Annotated in this window: 16 protein-coding genes; 3 read left to right on the top strand and 13 right to left on the bottom strand. The window is 34.8% G+C overall.

Annotated features, from left to right (window positions below; translation table 11 throughout):
* Nucleotides 1–198 precede the first annotated feature (198 nt).
* A complete protein-coding gene (locus tag F984_RS06300) occupies nucleotides 199–432 on the top strand; it encodes a DUF2171 domain-containing protein (protein ID WP_000105754.1) in 234 nt (77 codons plus the stop codon).
* A gap of 149 nt (nucleotides 433–581) precedes the next feature.
* On the opposite strand, the gene F984_RS06295 is transcribed toward F984_RS06300, so the two are convergent.
* The 3 genes from F984_RS06295 to F984_RS06285 all read right to left on the bottom strand — a co-directional run bounded on the left by F984_RS06295 (nucleotide 582) and on the right by F984_RS06285 (nucleotide 5,141).
* Nucleotides 582–1,979 (bottom strand): amino acid permease, encoded by a 1,398-nt coding sequence (locus F984_RS06295; protein ID WP_004707938.1) that lies wholly within the window; start codon nucleotides 1,977–1,979, stop codon nucleotides 582–584.
* 104 nt (nucleotides 1,980–2,083) lie between these two features.
* Nucleotides 2,084–3,652: a CoA-acylating methylmalonate-semialdehyde dehydrogenase gene (locus F984_RS06290; RefSeq protein WP_004707937.1), complete on the bottom strand. Its 1,569-nt coding sequence runs from the start codon at nucleotides 3,650–3,652 to the stop codon at nucleotides 2,084–2,086.
* A 106-nt stretch (nucleotides 3,653–3,758) separates the two neighbouring features.
* Entirely contained in the window at nucleotides 3,759–5,141 is a 1,383-nt protein-coding gene (locus F984_RS06285; RefSeq protein ID WP_080631533.1) for an omega-aminotransferase AptA, read from the bottom strand.
* Between the two features lie 97 nt (nucleotides 5,142–5,238).
* On the opposite strand from F984_RS06285, the gene F984_RS06280 reads away from it, so the two are divergent.
* Together F984_RS06280 and F984_RS06275 are read left to right on the top strand one after the other, a co-directional pair.
* Nucleotides 5,239–6,156, top strand: coding sequence for a LysR family transcriptional regulator (locus F984_RS06280; RefSeq protein WP_004707932.1), 918 nt, complete (start codon nucleotides 5,239–5,241; stop codon nucleotides 6,154–6,156).
* A gap of 244 nt (nucleotides 6,157–6,400) precedes the next feature.
* Nucleotides 6,401–7,558: a hypothetical protein gene (locus F984_RS06275; RefSeq protein ID WP_004707930.1), complete on the top strand. Its 1,158-nt coding sequence runs from the start codon at nucleotides 6,401–6,403 to the stop codon at nucleotides 7,556–7,558.
* 55 nt (nucleotides 7,559–7,613) lie between these two features.
* Here the strand turns inward: F984_RS06275 and F984_RS06270 are convergent, their stop codons facing one another.
* From F984_RS06270 to F984_RS06230, 10 genes are all read right to left on the bottom strand, one after another.
* On the bottom strand, nucleotides 7,614–8,174 hold the full coding sequence (locus F984_RS06270; protein ID WP_004707928.1) for a TetR/AcrR family transcriptional regulator: 561 nt from the start codon (nucleotides 8,172–8,174) through the stop codon (nucleotides 7,614–7,616).
* A gap of 638 nt (nucleotides 8,175–8,812) precedes the next feature.
* Complete coding sequence (locus F984_RS06265; protein ID WP_004707925.1) at nucleotides 8,813–9,721, bottom strand: hypothetical protein; 909 nt, start codon at nucleotides 9,719–9,721, stop codon at nucleotides 8,813–8,815.
* Nucleotides 9,722–10,575: 854 nt separating this feature from the next.
* Nucleotides 10,576–11,001: an Imm42 family immunity protein gene (locus F984_RS06260; protein ID WP_004707918.1), complete on the bottom strand. Its 426-nt coding sequence runs from the start codon at nucleotides 10,999–11,001 to the stop codon at nucleotides 10,576–10,578.
* A 71-nt stretch (nucleotides 11,002–11,072) separates the two neighbouring features.
* Nucleotides 11,073–11,615: an Imm42 family immunity protein gene (locus F984_RS06255; protein ID WP_004707917.1), complete on the bottom strand. Its 543-nt coding sequence runs from the start codon at nucleotides 11,613–11,615 to the stop codon at nucleotides 11,073–11,075.
* Between the two features lie 176 nt (nucleotides 11,616–11,791).
* Entirely contained in the window at nucleotides 11,792–12,241 is a 450-nt protein-coding gene (locus F984_RS06250; RefSeq protein WP_004707915.1) for a hypothetical protein, read from the bottom strand.
* 688 nt (nucleotides 12,242–12,929) lie between these two features.
* Nucleotides 12,930–13,451, bottom strand: a complete 522-nt coding sequence (locus F984_RS06245; protein ID WP_004707913.1) for a hypothetical protein — start codon at nucleotides 13,449–13,451, stop codon at nucleotides 12,930–12,932.
* A gap of 133 nt (nucleotides 13,452–13,584) precedes the next feature.
* The gene (locus F984_RS0103725) at nucleotides 13,585–14,136 is read right to left on the bottom strand and encodes a hypothetical protein (protein ID WP_004707911.1); all 552 of its coding nucleotides are present in this window, start codon (nucleotides 14,134–14,136) and stop codon (nucleotides 13,585–13,587) included.
* A gap of 221 nt (nucleotides 14,137–14,357) precedes the next feature.
* The gene (locus tag F984_RS06240) at nucleotides 14,358–14,762 is read right to left on the bottom strand and encodes a hypothetical protein (protein WP_004707909.1); all 405 of its coding nucleotides are present in this window, start codon (nucleotides 14,760–14,762) and stop codon (nucleotides 14,358–14,360) included.
* Nucleotides 14,763–14,773: 11 nt separating this feature from the next.
* Complete coding sequence (locus F984_RS06235; RefSeq protein WP_004707907.1) at nucleotides 14,774–15,316, bottom strand: DNA/RNA non-specific endonuclease; 543 nt, start codon at nucleotides 15,314–15,316, stop codon at nucleotides 14,774–14,776.
* A 580-nt stretch (nucleotides 15,317–15,896) separates the two neighbouring features.
* Complete coding sequence (locus F984_RS06230) at nucleotides 15,897–16,298, bottom strand: DUF5376 family protein (protein WP_004707905.1); 402 nt, start codon at nucleotides 16,296–16,298, stop codon at nucleotides 15,897–15,899.
* Between the last annotated feature and the right edge of the window lie 7 nt (nucleotides 16,299–16,305).

The raw sequence follows: 16,305 nt of genomic DNA, 5'->3' as shown, positions 1-16,305 counted from the left end.
ATATAAAATGTAATAAAAAGATATTTTCTATAACTTTATTAAATGAATATTTCGTTTTATTTCATTGTTATTTAACTATATCGCTTAAGTGAAAATATAAAATAATCATGTAAGGTTTATTAAAAAAGAAAGATTTCTCCGATTTTATCCAGTAATTTAGTTTCTACGATTTTTCTATTTCCAAAGAAGAGGTCAAAAATGAGTACTTTAAATATTAATGATATTAAAAAACATGCAGACGTTATTGCTTCTTGTGGTACCAAAGTAGGAACTGTTGATCACCTTGAAGGTGAAAATCAGTTAAAACTTACTAAAGACGAAAATGATCAACATCACCTTATTCCTACTTCTTGGATTGGTGAAGTAAAAGACGATCAAGTCATCTTAAATAAAAACTCTCAAGAAGTTAAAGAAAATTGGCAAGCCATTTAAATTTCTTTGCACAGTTAGTTTATAACTGTGCATCTTATTTAAAAATATAAACAACAATTAAAATAAAATAACGAGAATTAAAAAAGTAAAAAGCTCCTTTTTATTAAGGAGCTTTTTATTTCTATCATAAAAATTTTAATTCAATATTTTTATAAATTACTCTGATTTATTGCAACCGAACGGGTTGCTTTACGCTTTCGGGTTACAAATAAACCGCACACCACCACACCTAACGTTACCCCTAAAGATAGAGTCGTTTCATAACTATAGGCTGGTGAGAAGAACATATAAGCCAATACACTTAAAATAATGATAATCACAAACCAAGTCAGCCATGGAAACAACCACATTTTAAAGGGAATTTCTGCTCCAGCTGCTTCTAACTTATGTCTTAAACGTAACTGTGAAAACGCAATAACCAAGTACACCAGCAAAGCAATCGAACCTGTGCTTGAAAGCAATAAACCAAACACTTTCCCAGGGAATACATAGTTAATGACACAGCATACTAAACCAATAAAAGTTGAGGAAAACACCGCAATTGCCGGTACCCCCGCATAATTCACTTTAGTGACTGCCTGCGGTGCTTCATTGCGTGTTCCTAAACGGAATAACATACGAGAAGACGTATAAATTGCGGCATTCATACAGCTTGCCACGGCGATAAACACAACCGTATCAATAATAAGTTTAGTACCTGGTACATTTAAGCTCATTAAAACGTATTGGAATGTCCCGTACTTTTGTAAGTCTGGTGAACGCCAATCGACAAGTGAAACGGCAATAAACATTGAAACCACAAAGAAAAGAATAATACGGTACAGCACCAAATTGGTGGCACGTCTAATTTTCTGTTTAGGGTTGGATGACTCTGCCGCGGCAATCGAGACAATTTCTACCCCAAAAAATGAAAATGCCGTAATTAAAATGGCAGATAAAATACCTCCCATACCATGCGGCATAAAGCCAGCGTTGTTATATAAATTGGCAACACCGCTAACATTTTTAGCTAAAGGCCAAATACCTGAAATTGCCAAAATACCAATTATGATAAATCCAATAATGGCAACCACTTTGACTAAAGAAAACCAGAACTCAAACTCACCAAAGCTTTTGGTACTAAAAAAGTTGGCCAAGCTTAAGAACACAATAAAGCAAAATGCATAGATAGAAACCGAAACGCTCGGAAACCACGAATGTAAAATTTCTGCGCCAGCAATCGCTTCTACCGGAATCGCAAGCACCCAAAACCACCAATATAACCAACCAATAGTGAAGCCTGCCCACGGGCCAATCGCTTTACGGGCATAGGTAGAAAATGAACCGGTGTCCGGCTCTAAAACGGCCATTTCACCCAACATTCGCATGACCAGAAAGACCATAATACTGGTAGTGAGATATGCAAGAATGACCGCTGGGCCTGCTTTGGCAATTGCAGAAGATGAACCGACAAATAAACCTGCACCAATAACACCGCCAATACTAATCATTGTGATATGGCGATTTGAAAGTCCTTCGCCTAATTTTTTTGTTCTATCATTATTCATATTTCATTCCTTAAAAATATATCCATAAAACAATCTATTACATGTTTAAAAATCCTTAGCTAATGAAAAAGGGAAAACCTGATGTTTTCCCTTTGTTGCAGACATTAATTTAAAGTTGGCATTGAGAACTGTTTTGCTTCACGGACTTGAGTCGAAGGCCAGCGCTGTGTAATGGTTTTACGGCGTGTGTAGAAACGGACGCCATCTGGACCATACGCATGTAAATCACCAAACAGTGAACGCTTCCAGCCACCAAAGCTGTGGTAAGCCACAGGTACTGGTAAAGGCACGTTAATACCGACCATACCCACTTGAATGTGGCTGCTAAAATAGCGTGCTGCTTCCCCATCACGGGTATAGATACAAGTACCGTTGCCATATTCATGGTCATTAATGAGCTGCATCGCTTCTTGCATGCTATTCACACGCATAACTTGCAACACAGGACCAAAAATTTCTTGCTGGTAGCTGGTCATATTCGGTTTGACTTGATCAATTAAAGTTGGTCCAACAAAGAAACCTTTTTCATAGCCTGCAGGTTTTGCATCACGGCCATCGACCACAATTTTTGCGCCTTGCTGTTCTGCACTTTGAATATAAGCCTGCACTTTGTCTTTATGCGCTTGGGTAATAAGCGGCCCAAAGTCGTTACTTGCATCGGCATAGTTACCGAACTTCAATTTTTTCATTTCTTGAGTGAGCTTATCAATCACGACATCGGCAACTTCATCGCCAATAGCAACCGCAACCGACAGTGCCATACAACGTTCGCCCGAAGAGCCAAAAGCAGCGCCTAATAATGAAGTCACCACGTTATCAATATCGGCATCCGGCATAATGATGGCATGATTTTTTGCACCGCCTAATGCTTGGCAACGTTTACCTGTTGAAGTCGCTGTACGGTAAATATATTCAGCAATTGGCGTCGAACCCACAAAGCTGACTGCCTGAATACGTGGATGATGTAATAAGGCATCTACCGCTTCTTTGTCACCATTGACCACATTAAATACGCCGTCAGGTAAACCAGCCTGTTTTAAAAGTTCAGCAAGGTATAAAACCACAGAAGGTGCTTTTTCAGAAGGTTTTAAAATAAAACAGTTACCGCAGACTAGTGCCATTGGGAACATCCATAAAGCAACCATGGCCGGGAAGTTAAACGGTGTGATACCAGCAACAACACCTAGCGGTTGGAACTCGCTCCATGAGTCGATATCTGGACCAACATTTTTTGAAAACTCCCCTTTTAAAAGCTCTGGTGCGCCGCAAGCATATTCAACGTTTTCAATACCGCGTTGCAATTCGCCTTGAGCATCATGAGAAATTTTGCCGTGCTCTTGCCCAATCAAAGCGCAAATCTTTTCGGCATTTTGCTCTAATAATTGTTTGAACTTGAACATGACACGTGCACGTTTAATAACTGGTGTATCACGCCATGCAGGAAATGCTTGCTCGGCGACCTGAACTGCTTCATTTACCGTTTGAGCATCTGCAATTTCGACTTCTTTACTAATTTCACCCGTCGCAGGATTGTAAACTGGCTGTTTTCTTGCCGTTTTAGATACAATTCGTCCTTGAATGAAATGCCCTAGCACTTTTTTGGCTTGTTCGCTATGCGTACTATTTTCAGTTGAAACTTCGTCATAGCTAAAATCTTCTAGGCCATTTGTCATTGTTGTTACTCCTTACTACAATTAGTTTTCAGATCAAACTGCTTTTTCATTTGGTTTTTAAAGAGCATCCAGAGACACTACCGATGCTCATAAATATCTATAAGGCTTATTTCACTTGATAAAGTGCATCGCCCACTGCATTCAATAAGCGGTCAATATCTGCTTCCGTACTGTTGAACATTGGACCGAACTGAAGCGTGTCACCTCCAAAGCGGACATAGAAACCTTCTTTCCAGAGTTTCATACCGAGTTCAAAGCCTCGAATGGTGGCATCGCCATCACGCGGAGCTAACTGCAACGCACCAATCAAGCCACAGTTGCGAATATCTAAAATGTGCGGTGCGCCTTTTAAACCATGCAGCATTTTTTCAAAACTTGGTGCCAACGCCGCCGATTGAGCCAACAAGTTTTTCTTTTCTAAAACTTCAAGCGCAGCTAAAGCGGCAGCGCAAGCAACCGGATGTGCCGAATAGGTATAGCCGTGGGTAAATTCAATGGCATGTTCTGGTAAGTCTTGCTGCATAAACACAGAGTAAATTTCATGGCTTGCCACCACACCACCTAAAGGAATGGCACCGTTGGTGACTTGTTTCGCAAAGTTCAAAATATCTGGCGTAACTCCGAAATATTCCGCCGCAGTCCATGTTCCTAAACGTCCAAATCCTGTAATCACCTCATCAAAAATTAACAAGATGTCATGCTGATCACAGATCTCTCTTAAACGTTGTAAATAACCCGTTGGCGGCACAATACAACCTGCAGAACCGGAAATAGGCTCTACAATGACGGCTGCAATATTTGAAGCATCATGTAGCTCAATTAATTTAAGCATTTCATTGGCAAGTTCTACCCCGCCTGTTTCTGCACAGCCTTTGGTAAAAGTTAAATCAGGTTGCAAAGTATGAGGTAAATGGTCTACATCCATAAGCTGACCAAACATTTTACGGTTGCCGCCAATCCCACCTAAACTTGTCCCCGCAACGTTTACCCCATGATAGCCACGGGCACGACCAATCAATTTGGTTTTGCTTGGTTTGCCTTTAATACGCCAATAAGCACGTGCCATTTTGATAGACGTATCTGCCGACTCTGAACCTGAGTTGGTAAAGAAAACGTGTTGTAGTTTTTCAGGCATATGCTGAACAATTTTATCTGCCAGCTTAAAAGAAAGCGGATGACCGAACTGAAAAGCTGGTGAATAGTCTAGCTGACCTAACTGAGCACTTACCGCTTGTTGAATTTCAGGCAAAGTATGACCAGCACCACACGTCCATAAGCCCGAAAGTGAGTCATAAATTTCACGGCCCGAATCATCAATTAGGTATGACCCTTTTGCACCGACAATCATGCGCGGGTCTTTAGCAAAGTTTCGATTTGCAGAGAAAGGCATCCAATGTGCCTGATAATTTATGTGCATATTATTATTAGTTTGAGCCGCATCCAAAGTATGCTCAGAGTCGCTGAATTTATCCGTATCAAACATAACCATTCCTGTTTATTTTCAAATTATGGTTTGAGTGTACATAGCGAGATAAGTTTGATAAATTCAAATTATCTTGAGTTTAGATTTAAAAAAACAAAACTAAATGAAACCTAAAAAATTAAATCAAGTCACTGATTTTGATATAAAACTTCTCAAAATATTTAAAACGGTTTGCGACTGTCACAGCTTTACATCTGCCGAAAGTATTTTGGGTATTAGCCGCTCTGCAATTAGTTTGCATATGAGTGATTTAGAAAATCGTTTGGGCATTCGGTTATGCCAACGTGGCCGTGCCGGATTTGCCCTCACCGATGAAGGGCGGGAAATTTTAGAATATATTGAAGTGCTCACAGCAGCGATTGAAGACTTCCGCTCTAAAGTCAACCAAATGCATAACCGCCTTAAGGGGGAGTTTAATATCGGCATTATTAACAACCTTGTGACTATGCCTAGAGGCTATATCACCAACACCTTGACTCAACTTGCCGAAGAGCATGCCGAAGTTATTATTAATATTAGTATGAGTACCCTTTCAGATATTGAGTGTCGTGTACTTGATAACCGATTGCATGCAGGTGTTATACCCCTTGTTACACCTTTGTCTGGTTTAGACTATTTCGACTTATATAGTGAAAGTTCATTTTTATACTGCGGCAAAAATCATCCTTTATTTAACTACTGTAGCAACATTAATTTAAATGAATTAAAAAAATGGCAAGCTATTCTTCCTAATTATGCCATTACCTCGGAAGCCGCAAAGTTGCATCAGCTTTTAGACTGTAAAGCGACAGCAAGTGACCGTGAAGGGATTGCCTTTCTGATTTTAACCGGAAAATTTTTAGGTTTTTTGCCCGACCACTATGCAAAAAAATGGGTTGAAGATGGTGTGATGCAACCTGTTTTAAAAGACAAAATGCACTACAGTACCCCTATATGCTTAATTACTCATAAGGGTAAAAACCACAATAATATTTTAAAAACCTTTATGGAAATGCTTGAGAAAAGAATCAGCAATAGTTAAAAATATTTATATATAGATGTAAGAATATAGATAATATATAAATAACAAGCCCTTTTATTTAAAAAAACTTCATAATAGAAATTTACAAAATTTAAGCTTCATAGTGGCTTTTTAGATAAAAATGACTATCGAGTATATTTAAATATATTTAATACTTAACAAATATTATTTAACAGTCTGTTTTTAATAAATAAAAAATATATAATCACCCCGCAAAGTAAACATAAATACTTAAGGTTTATTCATGAAAAAAATTTCAACTTTAGCAGTTTCTATTTCATTTATTATGTTAACGGGGTGTGGTGGAGGCAGTTCAAGCTCTAATAATACTGAAAATGTATCATCGCAAGCTCAGGAACAATCTACTCAAAATGTATCATCGCAAGCTCAAGGACAATCTAGTCAAAATGTAAATAGTCTAAAGTGTGATAGAGGTATTCTCTTAAACTCTACGCTTTCAGCCAATACAATTTTTGATGAGCCGTTATACTCTCTTACATACAATTATAAACAAGACCCTACAGCTAATAGCTACACTACAGTAAAACAATTGTATGCAGATGAATTTCAAAGAAATGGGCAGATGATATATTCATCTCCAAAAGCAATTTATAATGTAACTGCTGATGAAATTGAAAGTAGTTTGGCTGAAGATATTGTACAAACTTACGATCTTAACTCTTTCGGTCTTTTCACTAAAAAGACCTATCAAAAGCAGAATAATGGTTGGCCTGAAGGCTATATTGTTGCATCACAAGGCTCACAAATTACCACTGCTCAATTTAATGATACTTGTAGTTTAAATTCGGATAATGTGAGTTACGACTACGAAAAAATTGATGTTTCTGGTAAAAAAATAGCTGATATTTTCCCTCCTAATATCATAAATTCAATTCCAAAAGATTCAGACTATATTTATATTGGTGATCAATTTTCTCGTATTCTTAAAGAGAATCAAACAGCCTTTGCAAGCTTAATAAATAGTAATGCAACGTTCCCAAGTGGCTCTTTTATTTATGTACCAAAGTCTGTTGTTTATAACAATACAGAGTTTTATTTGTTTGATAGCTCACTCACTGATTTCAAAACCCTAGCTGAATGGCAACAAAAACTTTATCCGAATTTTAAGTATAAATTTGATACTGTTTCGGGCTATAAAGTGACTTATTTTGTAGACAGTGCAAATAACCCAATGTTTGACAATGGTAAAGATCCAGCCATTGAAATGAATGGCAAAATTTACGATGGTGAATGGCAGGTTAAAGGTAATGTTCTCTCTGAAACATATGGTGCACCACCAACTACATGGAACACCAATTACCAATCAAAAAGTGACTTTGCTTTATTCAATAAAGCGAGTTATGACTTTCTTGCTGCCCAAATCCAAACTTACTATAAGTAAAATTTAAAACCTGTATATCCCAAAGTACTTAGCCAATGTACTTTGGGATATTTATCTAAACCAGTCCAACCCTTAATAAAAAGTAATCTAATGCCTTATTTCCTTCATACGTATCGTTCTTATCTAAATACTGAATAATTGCACCCTCAATCATATACAAAAAGAGTTTCGCTTCATTAAATGTTGCATCGGCCTTGAGTGTTCTAAGTACGCTATAGATTTCATTGGTCAGCCATGTTCTGTACCTTACTGCGGTTTGGTAAGCATTTGGATAGCTATTTTTAGTTTCAAAAATAGCCTTAAATAATAAGTAATATGGTCCCTCTAAGTCGGTATGTAGAACATACAGTTTCTTGAGTTTATCTATTGCATTTGTATCATGTTCATACTCCACCAGTGCAACCACTTGGTCTTGGAGCCGTTCTTTTTGTACGACTAGACAAATATCAATGAAGCGCTCTTTTGAGTGAAAATAATTATAAAACGTCATTTTGTTCACTTCAGTTTCTTTCACAATTTTGTCGACGCCCACAGTGTGAAACCCACCGTGGTGAAACAGATTTATTCCTTTTTTTACAACTTCTAAAGCACGTGTTGGGAGAATTAAATTTGGCATAGTTTTACCGTTATAAAATAAATTTTTGTTGTATATAAATGAGTTAAAAAAAGTCTGTGCCCTTTTTAGGAGAAAAAAAGGCACAGCAAAACCCATAAAGACTGTGCTTGGCACATCTCGAGTTTTATAGTTGCTAAGTTTTTGGTCGTGACGATTTAAAGCTTGATAAACCTAATAGCAATCAAACTTGTTAACAAACTAAGTTGTGTTGTTATAGCTTTTGGCAAAGGCTGCCAAGAAATAATGGATGTGCAAAGCCGACTCCTTTTTATTGGGAGTTCTGCCAGACATTAAAATTATGGTGGCAGAACGAAGGGGGTTCGCAGACTGGTCAAACGAGGCCAGCACACCCAAAGGTGTCCCCCTCCGTTCCACCGTAGAGGGGGCACGAGGGTGTACACACTAAAAGAAGAATCTTTTAATGCTCGTTTGATTCGGTCTGCGACAACCGACTGGCAATGTAGGCCAGCACGCAAAGGATAATAGTCACTCTATTTATCGTCAAGCACAAAAAGTGACAACTGTTTTAAAATAAAACAGACAAAGTATTTGATAAATCAGTGGGTTTTTTGAGGTAGGCTGATATGAGTGACCTATAAAAAATAGGAGGTTAATCCCTCCTATTTTTTTATGTATTTTTATTTACAGGTAAATACTGCTTGACCTGAATAACGTTCGCCTTTTGCAGAAAGCTGATTTGTATAGCTTGCGATAAGTAGAACTTCTTTATTTAAACCTTGGCCCACTTGCACAAGAAATTGGCCATTTGAATTTATACTTGACGTTGGATCAATCGTTGTTGCGCCAGTAATAATACCTGAATTTGTAGCAAAGTCAGCTTTTTGGCCTGGACTATACGTTGCAGTGTTTGTACTTCTGCCATTCGTTGTTGTAATACTGATTTTAAAAGTAGCTTTTCCATCGGCTAAAAGTTCAAACTCTGCTGTACCAGCAGTAGAGGTTGCTAAATTTGGTAAAGTCGATGATGAATCGTCGCCCCAATTCGTCAGATAAGGTTTAGTAAATGCGCTAACCTCGCAGGTCTTTTTTCCCACAGAAGTCGCGCCTTGGGTATATGCGTTATAAACGGCATACGTCCAATATAAGTTTTGCGATTTCTGTAAAACGTCTTGGCTTGAAAGCGTTCCATCAGATTTATATTGTTTAGCCGTTCCATATGACCAACGTCCTATCGCAAAATTTTGATTACCCGCAATATCTTTAACTGCTATTTTATCTCCAGTTAACTCATAGTTCTCAAACTTGGTATAGCTTCCATCGTTATTTTGTACTGCTCTATTTGCATCCATTTTACCTAATGTGAAACCATTAAAAGGTATTAGCATCATGCTTGCCGTTGCTGTCGGAACAAATGCTGCAGTCACAGTACCTGAGCTATTACTTCTGTCCGTTTGCTCTTGGCTATTTGAACCCGTATTAGGTGTTTGCGGCGCACTCCAAGTTCCACCATCACTCCCAGAACCACCACAAGCAGTTAATGCCAATCCCATTGCAATAGAGACCAATGTTTTATTAACTAAAGTCATTTTATTTTCCTTTATAGTTACTTTTGAAGTATATAAATCTAGATATTTTAAAGTTGCGAAAAATAAGCATTCGCAACTGAGAAAATCAATCGAGTCGACTTATACAGAGTAGTATATTTTATAAAACTAAAGAAAAATATCGAAAATGATGACTGTTAAATATAAACCTTACTCAAAACTAATTAGACTGCCCTACTTAGTTTTTTATCTGTGAAAAACTTTATTTAGAATTTTTCATCTCAATCTAAAAATCAGGATAAATAACGAGAAAATTGCTCTTTCACGATAATTGATTCTAATGGTAGATGGATCTCATTAGGATAATTTCTAATTCCATTAATCAAGAAAAAGCCTAACTCTAGAGCATATTTTTTCCAGTTTTCCTCTAAATAGCAAAACTCCACATACTCAAACCAGTTCTCTATTATCATGACTAGATCATGTTTAAATGATTTAAAGTATTACTTTTACCAATTATAAACCTTTAAAATCATAAAATTTGATCTCATCATGAATATATTTTGAGACTAATTCTTCTAATTCATTCAGTATACTGTTACACATTTCAACTACTCTTTTTCTGTCATAATAGTGATTACAAGCTTCCTATCTGGACTTAAAATCACATTTAAATCACCAGATTTATATGACCAGCTTCCATTTTGCTGCTTGATTGGTGATTCATTCTTAATAATATCTTCAACATAATTAGGTGAAAAAGATTGTGATAAAAGTTCTTTTACGACAAAAAATGCAAACTCTCAAGTCTAAGAGTTTGCATAATTAAACGGCCGAATTGTGAGTCAACAATATTTATCTAGGAGATACTAGTAAAACATTCACACCAATAAAGTTTACAACTTAGTCAAAGCTTGTAAAGTAGATACTACTGTTCCTTTTGGCAAAATAATTTCAGAATAGCTTTTTTCATAATCAAAAGTATAAAACAATCTTTCGCTTTCCTTGTTAAAACCTAAAACCATACCAAAGCCGAATTGAAATAGTTCACCAGTATCTAACCATACTAGATCCTTATTATCAATTGAAGAAAAATCTATTTTTTCAATTATTATATCACCTATATCACTATCAAGCGCTTTAATCTCTTCAATATTACTGATTAAAACATGAAAAAGAGATTTTAATGTAATATTTATTCCCTTTGCTGGATAACATGTATCATTAATCCAAAAGTTAAATATTCCAAGATCTAAATTATTTTTTAATGGATAAACAACATCCCATTGTATAAAAAAATCATCACAATATTTTACTATCATTTCAATTTACAACCTATTATTTACAACTTTCCAATTTATTATTCAATAAAGATTAGAGAGCACGATATTTTTTAATTAAGAAAGGTATGCTCAATTTCATAAACCATCTTTTCTAGTTCATTTTTCTTAATAAAGCACTCATTTATTTCATACTGTTTTAAATCTTTTAGAGAGAAATATGTATTAGCTATTTTATAAGAAATTAACCTTACCTCGCCTTTATATCCAATACAAAATAAATCATATCTATCTTCCCCAAACAAACTACTTTCTAAATTAGCGCTATAAATAAATTCATTATAATCATAATAAATCCACTCTTTAGCCATATACTCAGCTTCATTCTCTGCTATAAAATTCAAATATCGAATTGATAGCATCTCTTTAAAACACTCCTTTACGTCCATAAAGAAGTATTTTTCGGAATCAATGACATTACAAAGAGCTCCCACCTTTACTGACTCTTTTTGCGTATATAACATTTGAGTAGACTCCGAACTATATTTATTCCCTTTTATATAAAACCCACAAAAGCAATCATAATCCCGCATGCTTTCAATATATACAATAGGCTCAATAAATAAAGCGAAGGTATTCTTATTTCCAAAAATCATTATTTCTCATCTAATTCCATTAATTTATGTAAATAATCTATAAATTAAAAAATGCTTGTATACTTCTCATAGACTAAGCCCCTATCCGAGACTCAGTTTGTCGGCTACTGTTTTTCTGTGGCTTAGTTCAGTGTGTTCTAGGGAAATCTTGACATTCAGACTGAAATATTTCTATTTTATTCAACAATATAGCCTTCATCACACAAAGCTTTTGGTATACCATCAAACAGATACAACTCATCTCCTAAATTAATAAATACCTTACTTCGTTTATTAAAAAACTCCAATTCAAAACCGACATTATTTTCCTCAAATATGATATTTTTAATATTACACAATCTTATTCCAATAGTCTCATTAAATTCCTTTTTATTACTAATATTAATTACTTTTAAAAAACCATACTCTCCCATATCTACCTCTTCAAGCATAGGGTTATCAATATTGATTTTCAGACCAACACCTACTTCATCACATTCTATTAAAATCTTTCTTCCCTCGAAATTTAATAAAACCTTTTGAATATTATTTTCATCCAAATCTTCAACGTTTATGTTATATTCAACATATACCAAACCAAACACATCTTTTAGTAGTTTTCCCTTTAGAAAATCTAAATTTTTCATTATTTAGCTCCATTTAATACTTGCTTAACTGAAGGATTATTAATTCCATTTCTTGATATAGTAACAAAAGTTCCTTCAGGTTTAGTTACAACAACATCTTAGCCTTTTATTCTAAATTGGACCGCACCTCTTGTAGTGATTAGACTTTTTCTAAAAATGTTCCTCCTCCAACTTTATCAGGATTTCTTACAATATTTTCAATTTGAGCTAATACATATTCTCTATCAATTGCATCAGCTAGATTTCGACCAAATCACTAACATTATTTCCTAATTTTTTTCTATTTTTTTATTGACACATTTAAAATATCATTTATTATCATCCTTATTAGAAGGTATACTGTTTCAGAATACCCTATTAATAAAATTTCATACTACTATTTAGATTGTTTTTTATCCTTATCTTCAGTACTCATACTGATTATCGCAGTCAATTAAATAAAAGAGCTACGCTATCTAAATCAATATTTTTGGGGAAAGTCATTACTACCATTAAAATTAAACTCGGAATTAAATTTTCAACATTACTCTTACAAAAATATGCACTATATTGAGACTAACACCAATAATAAACGTGAAAATTAGTTTACACTGCTGATTATATAGTTACCCTACTTATCTTACTTTTATTTAATTCACTTCGCTTTCTGTGCGGCTCAATACAACTGCACTGACGCTCAGGAGAATATTTACATTGCCCTTATTATTTGTAATTGCTGTAAATTTTCTTCGAAAAGTAGACTATCATCAAAAAGTTCATTATTTGCCCAGTAACGCTTATCATCAAAAATTTCTGTGATATACATTCTCAAATTATCCCTCGCCACTTCACTTTTAGATGTGCTAAATAAATTTAAAAAGAAGGTTAAATATTCATTACTATATTTAGTATTATAAAATTCCACACAATTAGAAAATAAAGATGTAAAGCTCCTAGATTCAAGTACTACTAACATATATTCAACGAGTTTGAAGAAACAATTGGATGGAATTAACTTATTAGTTTCACAACTTGAATAATAATTACTCAAATGTAAGTCAATATCGTTATCTACACTATAACTTTCATAATCAAGATCAAATCTATGAGCATATAATTTCCTATTAAATTCCCTAAAAGCTTCTGGGTTAAGATCTTCAAACTCCCAAGGCATAACAAACTGCAAATCTAAATCACCTATCAACATTTTATCTATTTGACTTAAATACATAATTATTTACCATTCGATATGTTTTTGTTTTTACATGCCTTAATAAAAATTTATTTCGTTCCTTCTATCAGTTTACGATCTCGCTAAAAATTTTTCATTTGCATGTTAATTGCATACAGTTAAATCAAATAAGCTACCACTTATCCTGCAAACATTTTACCCAGCTCTCAGCTGCCCCAGCTCCAAATATCGTTTCTTCTTTACACCAAGCAAATAAAAAATCTTCACCAACAATGTAGAAATTAAAATTATATGTATTTTCAAAAATTCTTGACAAATCATTAAAATTTTTAAAATTAAATATTTTTTTACAGTAAAAAAAATCAAAAAATATATATAAATCTTGTTTTTTAGGATTACAAAACTCAAAAAGCCGTTCCATTTGAGAAGCTCCCATAGGTAAATGTGCACCCTCTGTCTCTTTTTTTAATTCCTGCCAGAGTTCGGAATCATTTAAAGCAGGCGGTTTCCTAAAATATTTTTCAAAAACTTGAACATAAAAATTCTCACTTTTACTAATATCTAGCTCTCTATAAAAAATGTTTAATTCCTCAGCTACTTCAAAAAAATCTTCAATAAAAAAATCTTCACCTTTTAACATAGATAAATCACTCTTTAAAAATTGTTTATCGAACTTTTTCTTTAGATCGATTAGAGAAATATCACCTAAAAAAATATGCCCCACTACTCTTTTCTCACTTTTTTCCTGGAGTCTGCCAACCTACATGTTGCACCTTTTATATCATTATAGGTTTGATAACCTTGGGTACCTGTTGCAACAGCTTGTAGTGATTGAGTATCTCCCTTCAATTTCAAAGCCATTAGTGTATTTTATAAAAAAAGCCTATCTAATATTGATAAGCTTTTTAAATATCTATATGGCTTTTAATCTAGTAATAAACACGTTTACTTTTGCATAAAACTCTTATTTATTTCTTCACCAGCAATAAGTTCATCAGTTTCCTCATAACCTTCTGGCTTGTTATAGTCATATTGGATATTAAATTTCCCTGTTGGGTATAGTGTAAAAGTTAATCCCCAGATACGATCGCCTGTTAAATCAAATAAATGTTTTCTAAGAAAATAAATTTTCTCCTTAGCCAATTTACGAACATCTCTAGGAATATCATTACCAAGTTGGTCTAACTCTCCATTATATTTTGACCACCATGTACTACTAATCATTTTTCCAAAGATTTCATATGTTGCGCCAGCCTCATCCCAAGAGTTTTTCCCAACAAAAGCTAAAATCTCTTGAGCAATTGCTTGATATGCCTCAATGACTAATCTATTTTCAATTTGTTGACTCATTGATCAAACTCTCAAGTCTTTTTCACACCATCAATAACGGCTGTTACATTAAATTCGTTTGGTCTTGCCGAAGATGAATTAGGATAACCTACATCAATTTTAACACTAACAGCTTTCCCAGCTTTTAACTCATTTGCTAACTGTCGCTCCATCGCTTTCCAGTCCCCACGATTAAGTGTACTGGCTAGCGGTACAAGGTTAATTTTATCACCCGCACCGCCTAATGACGAGGCAATTAAATGCCCACCATCACCTCCTTTCGCATTAACACATTTACCTGCACAATTTTGCTGGTATGTATTTCTATCCATAGTTGTTAACTTGAGTTCCCCTTCAACTTGATTTACCCGACCATGATTATCTGTTATGTAAGTATGACCATTTGATAACTCATAACGGGTATTAGGTTGAATAGTTTTGTTTAATACAGGATCCCAATTCCCCTTAGAACCTGCATCAGCATGAATAGTTGAAAGTTCTTGACTTGAAGATTTCGGATTATCAGTAATATTCTCCCCACCTTTCCCCTTTGCAATACCACCAGCCCCTAACACTACACTCGCTAAGAAACTTACACCATCTTTAGTACGTTGTAGCTGCTCAGAAACTTGTAAGGCTGTTTGTGAGGCAGGGTCAGTTAGACCTGACAGTTGTTGTTTTGTACTATTTGACGTATAGCCAGAAACTGTATCATAGCTCGTATCTCTAACAACCGCTGTAACCCCATTGTTCAGTGCATCACTACCCTGTGCTAGCGGTTCTCCTACTAACGTATTGGTTATTAAATCTTTTGCTAACCCAACTGGTCCACCAAAGGCTAGAGATAATGCTAACCCTGCTGTTGCTGAATCAATTCCCGTTTTCTCTATCGCCTCGTTAATCTTATAACTTACCGCTGCACTCTGATCAAAGAGTTTAATTGCGATGTTATTGCCATCAATTACTTCGGCTAAAAAACCTTCATGAAATAAAAAAGCATGTCAATTTAGACATGCTCTATATTTAAAAAACTAAATATCAACAGTTAATATTAACTTTCATCATAAATAAATTTAGTATGAAATCTATCATTTTCATCCAACCTTAAAATAAATAGGGATTTCAGGCACAGGAATAGAATCATAAAATAAAAATTTAACACTCAAATTCCACGATATTTGTCTCGTTTGGTTCTGTCTTGAGGAATTGACTCCATTCTCTTAAAATTGTGTAAAAACTTTCAAAACTCATATTTTCTTCACGTTCAGTGTCATCATATCCCCAATAAATAAGAACATTTTCTTTGGAGATTTCTGCTCCCCACGCATGCCCCCACATATCATAAAAATCTAACGTACCATTATAAATTTTTTCTACCTCAATTACTCCTTCATCTATCCAATTACTTAAATATTCTAGACCATGGCCTTCATCATCCAGCAACAAATTAAAAACTAAACCTTTAAAACTTTCAGAAACTTCTGAAAAATCACAATCCGGTCTAAGTATTCCATCATTCCATGTATCAGACTCACGCCACCGATATATAACTTTCATATTTTGA

The sequence above is a fragment of the Acinetobacter nosocomialis NIPH 2119 genome (assembly GCF_000368085.1).
Lineage (GTDB): Bacteria > Pseudomonadota > Gammaproteobacteria > Pseudomonadales > Moraxellaceae > Acinetobacter > Acinetobacter nosocomialis.
The sequence above is the reverse complement of the archived record's forward strand: the minus strand, read 5'-3'. Positions and strand labels throughout refer to the sequence as shown.

Coding starts and splice junctions, on each gene's coding strand:
- F984_RS06270 (WP_004707928.1), bottom strand. CDS start 8,174: ATGCCAAATTTAATTCTCCCAACACGTGCTTTAGAAGTTGTAAAAAAA.
- F984_RS06260 (WP_004707918.1), bottom strand. CDS start 11,001: ATGATAGTAAAATATTGTGATGATTTTTTTATACAATGGGATGTTGTT.
- F984_RS06265 (WP_004707925.1), bottom strand. CDS start 9,721: ATGACTTTAGTTAATAAAACATTGGTCTCTATTGCAATGGGATTGGCA.
- F984_RS06240 (WP_004707909.1), bottom strand. CDS start 14,762: ATGAGTCAACAAATTGAAAATAGATTAGTCATTGAGGCATATCAAGCA.
- F984_RS06285 (WP_080631533.1), bottom strand. CDS start 5,141: ATGGTTATGTTTGATACGGATAAATTCAGCGACTCTGAGCATACTTTG.
- F984_RS06295 (WP_004707938.1), bottom strand. CDS start 1,979: ATGAATAATGATAGAACAAAAAAATTAGGCGAAGGACTTTCAAATCGC.
- F984_RS06300 (WP_000105754.1), top strand. CDS start 199: ATGAGTACTTTAAATATTAATGATATTAAAAAACATGCAGACGTTATT.
- F984_RS06275 (WP_004707930.1), top strand. CDS start 6,401: ATGAAAAAAATTTCAACTTTAGCAGTTTCTATTTCATTTATTATGTTA.
- F984_RS06290 (WP_004707937.1), bottom strand. CDS start 3,652: ATGACAAATGGCCTAGAAGATTTTAGCTATGACGAAGTTTCAACTGAA.
- F984_RS06255 (WP_004707917.1), bottom strand. CDS start 11,615: ATGATTTTTGGAAATAAGAATACCTTCGCTTTATTTATTGAGCCTATT.
- F984_RS06250 (WP_004707915.1), bottom strand. CDS start 12,241: ATGAAAAATTTAGATTTTCTAAAGGGAAAACTACTAAAAGATGTGTTT.
- F984_RS06280 (WP_004707932.1), top strand. CDS start 5,239: ATGAAACCTAAAAAATTAAATCAAGTCACTGATTTTGATATAAAACTT.
- F984_RS06245 (WP_004707913.1), bottom strand. CDS start 13,451: ATGTATTTAAGTCAAATAGATAAAATGTTGATAGGTGATTTAGATTTG.
- F984_RS06230 (WP_004707905.1), bottom strand. CDS start 16,298: ATGAAAGTTATATATCGGTGGCGTGAGTCTGATACATGGAATGATGGA.